The sequence below is a fragment of the Leptolyngbya sp. FACHB-36 genome (assembly GCF_014695955.1).
Taxonomy (GTDB): Bacteria; Cyanobacteriota; Cyanobacteriia; order Leptolyngbyales; family Leptolyngbyaceae; genus FACHB-36.
The window spans coordinates 1-4,364 of sequence record NZ_JACJPG010000154.1; the positions used below are offsets into that span (position 1 = coordinate 1).

At 53.9% G+C, this 4,364-nt stretch carries 4 protein-coding genes and 1 pseudogene; 2 read left to right on the forward strand and 3 right to left on the reverse strand.

Translation table 11 applies throughout. The features are described 5' to 3' along the window. A partial coding sequence (locus H6F43_RS21950; protein ID WP_206754532.1) for a hypothetical protein occupies window positions 1–296 on the forward strand: 296 nt, incomplete at its 5' end. Window positions 297–1,071: 775 nt separating this feature from the next. Here H6F43_RS21950 and H6F43_RS02235 read toward each other — a convergent pair. Beyond that, on the reverse strand, window positions 1,072–1,410 hold the full coding sequence (locus tag H6F43_RS02235) for a hypothetical protein (RefSeq protein WP_190340384.1): 339 nt from the start codon (window positions 1,408–1,410) through the stop codon (window positions 1,072–1,074). Window positions 1,411–2,025: 615 nt separating this feature from the next. Here H6F43_RS02235 and H6F43_RS02240 point away from each other — a divergent pair. Further along, entirely contained in the window at window positions 2,026–2,283 is a 258-nt protein-coding gene (locus tag H6F43_RS02240) for a hypothetical protein (RefSeq protein ID WP_190340385.1), read from the forward strand. A gap of 184 nt (window positions 2,284–2,467) precedes the next feature. Here H6F43_RS02240 and H6F43_RS02245 read toward each other — a convergent pair whose 3' ends face one another. Both H6F43_RS02245 and H6F43_RS02250 read right to left on the reverse strand, forming a co-directional pair. Beyond that, on the reverse strand, window positions 2,468–3,772 hold the full coding sequence (locus H6F43_RS02245; RefSeq protein ID WP_190340386.1) for a HEAT repeat domain-containing protein: 1,305 nt from the start codon (window positions 3,770–3,772) through the stop codon (window positions 2,468–2,470). 88 nt (window positions 3,773–3,860) lie between these two features. After that, window positions 3,861–4,364: pseudogene (locus tag H6F43_RS02250) on the reverse strand (hypothetical protein); the annotation flags it as partial.

A 4,364-nucleotide genomic window follows, 5' to 3' on the forward strand; every position in this document is an offset into this window, starting at 1 on the left:
ACAAATCAAAGCAGTTGCTCAGGAGTTCTTTGCGGTACTGGTCGTGGTCAACAATCTTGGGCATTGAAACAAGAGTAGGGATATTGAACGTTCGGTATCCATTGGGCGATCGCGAACTGGCAGTATCGGCTGGCGTTCTATATCGAACGCTCGTTATATTTCTAGCACAACAGATTGAGAACTGTAAAGGAACTGTGGGCGGTAGACAGGGCAAACGCATTATGTCAACAAGCAGCAATTCCGCCCTTCTTGTTGAAGAATTCTCAATAGTTCAGGCTTATCGAGAAGTGATTTGACTACTGATAGTGGTGTCAACTACCCAAAATACTACTATTATTCTTCAAGCAATTTAGATGTGTTTACGCCCGGCATTACCCGCCGCGGCGGCCTCCTCGCTGAATGATGACAAGCAGCGTCCCCACGGTCGGGTGCATGCCGTTGTTAGATGCCGCGGCTCGCCGCTCAAGACTGTCTGTGCCAGACACAAGAATAGAGACAAAAGCCGTATGGGTCATCCGGCTGCCGCACAAACATCTCTTCACTATTAGGCGGAGGCTGTTCCACCAAAATCAGCCCACAGTGGCATCCGTACTCTTCCGCCAGCAAGGATAGTAACTCTTTAGCACGTTCTAGGTTCTCCGGCCTCCCCTCTGCGTCGTTGATGGAGAGCCCGAGGACGAGTTGATCGTCCGTGGTGAAGCCTAAGATTGCCTGATCGAGGTCCTGCGGCTTGGCCTTGAGGTAAAGATTGAAAGAGCGGAGCGGGTACTCCAACCCCCTCCGCACGGCGTGCGAAAGAGTGAGGGCCGGCTCCCACTCGTAATCTTGCTCCCTGTCGGAATTAGCAGGGGCGTCGAGTTTACGGATCATTAACTCTTCGTCTTCCCGGTCCTCACTCCGTGCTCGATCTACATAGCGGTCGAGGAAGCTGTTTATGGTGTTAGTATCCCGGCGCTTCGTGAGGCAATAAATGTCCAGGTTGGGAGGCAAACTTGCAGGTCCTATTTAGAAGGCATCTAACGTTTCGGCTGAGCGGTTGTAAGCAGCCTCGAAGACTGCATCAACAATATATCAATCCGCTCCAGCCGAATTGTTGGACTGCGGAAAATCAGCCAGGAACACAAGCTCTACAGCGTTGCCACAGTAAAGTACAAACTTCCATCGACCATCAGCCTGCCTTGTGTTAGCAAAGTCAATAATATCCCAAGGCAAAGTAAACTCTTCAGGGGGTTCAGATGAAGAAGCACAAACTGATAGCAATGTTGCTCGCTCAAAAACCGCTTCTTTGATACAAGTAAGATCAGTCCAAGGGGCAACCGCTACAACTATTCGATCAATGGATAGCGAAAGGCTGATTAGTGCATGAGTTCCATGACAACCAAACAGAAACTTCTCAATTTCTGATGCCAATGGTTATCCTCCACTTTTGAACTAAAACCTCAAGCACCGTTCTACAGATACTTCTACGGTAGCTTGTTCTCTGGCACTGACAGAGAACTTTACTGTACTGTCCCTACTAGAATGTGGAGCAGCACAACAATTATTAGGCTGAATCTTTCCACCTAAGATCCCAATTTAGCGTTTAGACCGAATCTTCCCGCAGAATACGCAGCTAGGGGTGATTAGGCGGAAGCTTTTCACCTATCTTCTGATTTCACTACGGAGGTGAGCAGACGTACGATCGCTCATCCAGCCCGTTGGAGTAAGTGCGCGACGTTACAATTCCTCCGCAGACGCGCAATCTCTCCAGCCAAGGGATTGACGGAACACCCGCACTACCGTTATCCTCACAAACTAAGGTTGCAGGTGTGTTCTCTCACATGCAATCCGTATTCCCAAAAATTCAGTCAGCGCTACCCAATGCTGTTACCAGCAGCATTGGGTAGCTAACCTCCGAGACTGTAGCACCAGTCACGGTGGCTAAAGGCGGATCTTAGCATCCTCTTCAGCCACCTTGCTTCCTTGTGTCGTGGGGTGGCTGAGTTTTTGGGATTTCCTTCCCAACAAACTACAGGAGATCCCACCATGTTAGATGCGCTATTGTCCGCGTTTCCGCCAAACGACCCCGGTGAACCGTTACCTGCTCGTGCCCCTTCCGACTCATGGGAAGAAGTGCACATTCTGGTCATCAGCAGTCCCAATGGCGTGCGCGAAACCGTTCATGAGCTACATCGACGCGGCTTTGCCGAAGTCGGTACGTGGAGCAAACTGCTACCCGCGCCGACCTCCGGAGAAGTCATGAGCATCCTGACGCGGCGACGAGCACGAGAGCAACGCGAATAAGCGCTTGCAAAGCAGGGGCGACGCGGCAGTTCTACTGCGCGATCGCGCCAACTAAATGCCAATAGGACTGACTAAAACCTCGGAGGTTTCAACCAATCAGGCAGTGCGACCAATCTAGGGGCTTAAACCTCCGAGGTTTTAGTCAAAATGCGTCAGTCCTAGCCGAGTAAAAGCGGCGTTCGGGCTACTGTCCCCATTCCTGAAGCGCGATCGCCACGCCCTGCTGTAGCTCCACTGGCACAGTTTCCTCAACTGCAAGACGCTCCAATCGCTGAAGGGCGAGGCGGGCGTCCAGCGTTTTTAGCGCTGCGATCGCGTGCAGCCGCACGCCAACATCCGCTTCAGCAAGCAGACCAATCAACGGGTCCAAGGCGGGTGGCTGTCCCAACTGTCCCAGCGCCAGCGCGATCGGCGATTTGAGGCTAGACGCGGTTGTCACTGGCTCAGCGTCCAATAGCCCCAGTAGAATCTTAGCGGCGTGCGGCTTGAGCAAGGGATCCGTCCAGCGTCCCAGCACAGTGATGATTTCCTGATACATGGAACGCCTGACTTCAGCATCGCCGATTATATGCTCGATCGTGGACAGGACTTGATGCAGATAGTCGAGCGCGATCGCGCTGCCGATCCAGCCAAGCGCCCGGACACTCTCTAATTGCAGCGGCAGCGGCGTGTGGGGCTTCAGTACGTTAAATAGCGACGTCGCGGCAGCATCGGTTCCTAAGCGTCCTAACGCGATCGCGGCTTGCTGGCAGACATCCAAATTCAGATCCCGCAGGCGATCGGAGAGCAGCGACACTAACTCTAACTCGGCAGCGAGATCGGCACGAACCCCTAACCCAACCACCGCCGATCGCCGCACCGCCGCCGATTTGTCGGTCAGCGCCTGCGCTAGAACTGGCGGAACGCGCTGATCGTGAAAGCTGCTCAGCGCATCGATCGCTAACGCCCGCACGCTGGGGTCTGGATCGTCTACTACGGTCAGCAGCGGCGCGATCGTTTCAGAGCGGCGAATTTGCGTCAAGGCTTGTACGGCAAGCGGACGAATGCTGGCATCGCTCAATAGCTCGCTGAGAGCGGCGATCGCAGAGTCTCCCAACGTTGCCAGAGCCGTCGCCGCCATTGCGCTCAAATCGTCATCATCTGACGTTTGCAGCAGATCAATCAGCGCCCGAATCGCCGTCGGATGGCTGCACTCACCCAGAATCCGCACGGCAAACCAGCGCGACTCTAAAGCCGCATCTTCGTTCTGCATCAGCGCAATCAGGGGCGCGATCGCGGCGTGTCCAAAGCTGGAAAACAGCTTGGCAGCGTCCCACTGGGCATGAAAGTCACCAAATTCGAGCACTTGGAGCGCCAGCGCGATCGCCTCTGGGTCAGATGCATCCGAGGACATTGCCTCCGTACTCAGCAGTTGCTCTAAGCAGTGAACCAGACGCGCCCAATTCTGCTGTTGCGCGGCATCTCTTGCCTGCTGCAAAAACGTTTCCATAGGCAGTGTTTTACGAACGAGTACAAGCAGAGCGGATTCTGTGTGCGTTAATGCTCAGAGTCTACCGTAGAATTCGATCGTCTAGCGCTTACGACTGCACTGCCTCAGCATCAGGCGCGTTCACCGATCGCGGTACTTGCATCAATGCGGCGATCGCTAAACTCGCTAAGGGAATCCCGATCGCGACCAGACCCTTAAGCGCGTCGTGTCCATGCAGCGCATACTGGGCACTGCTAGATAGCCCAAACATCAGGCTAGTCAGTCCAAATAGCTGTGCTCTAGGAATCAGAGCGGCGATCGTGATCAGCACCGAGGCATACCACGGCATCAGCCACGGCGTTGCAAATAGCAACAGCACCAGCGTCACCCAGCCCATGTCTTCAATCAAGTCAGTGTGCGCGTAGTCTTTTTTGCGAATGCCGCGCCACAGCAGCCAGCCGTAGAATCCGGCAAATCCAACCAGTGTGTATTGAGAGAACTTAATTAACAGCAGTTTTTGCTGCCCCAGCGTCAGCGATCCTGGATGAAAGATCCGCATCAGCTCCAGTCCAAATTTCACCAATGCGTGCAGCGACGATTGGGTTTGTCCAGC

Coding starts and splice junctions, on each gene's coding strand:
- H6F43_RS02240 (WP_190340385.1), top strand. CDS start 2,026: ATGTTAGATGCGCTATTGTCCGCGTTTCCGCCAAACGACCCCGGTGAA.
- H6F43_RS02245 (WP_190340386.1), bottom strand. CDS start 3,772: ATGGAAACGTTTTTGCAGCAGGCAAGAGATGCCGCGCAACAGCAGAAT.